Annotated in this window: 1 protein-coding gene; it reads right to left on the bottom strand. The window is 52.1% G+C overall.

Annotation, left to right across the window (positions count from 1 at the left end; translation table 11 throughout):
* The coding region (locus QME66_14045) for a DEAD/DEAH box helicase family protein (GenBank protein MDI6810059.1) at positions 1-522 on the bottom strand (522 nt) is incomplete at both ends.

Genomic DNA, 522 nt, shown 5'->3' on the forward strand with positions numbered 1-522 from the left:
ATTCATACACGACATTTTTAAATTTGACGGCGTTGCCGCCCCTCTCCACCTGGGGGGTGGCGGTCAATTCCAGGCCCAGCACCGGCTGAAGCTCATTGATGACCTGCATGCCCCGATCCGCCCGATAATGGTGGGATTCATCCATCAGCAGGACCAGATCATCCAGACCGGCCAGATAATTGAAATAGGGTTCACCCAGCACTTCAGACATGCGTTTGATCCGGGGGACGGCGTCGCCCCGGGTTTCCGCGTTGATTTTGGAGATGTTAAAGATGTTGATATTGATTTCAGATTGGTCAAACAGCAGGGATTGACGGAAATCCCGGTAATTGTCGCCGGTGATGATGCAGGGCCGTCTGTGCACGAATTCACCGATGCCGGTAAACACATATTTGGGGTGATTGGGCTCGGAAAGATCCGTGATCAGTTTGTCGTAAATAGTCAGATTCGGGGCCAGCACAAAAAAATTGCGGATTCCTTTGGCCAGATACAGATAAGTGATGAACGCGCCCATGAGGCGGG

Source organism: Candidatus Eisenbacteria bacterium, assembly GCA_030017955.1.
GTDB lineage: Bacteria > Eisenbacteria > RBG-16-71-46 > JASEGR01 > JASEGR01 > JASEGR01.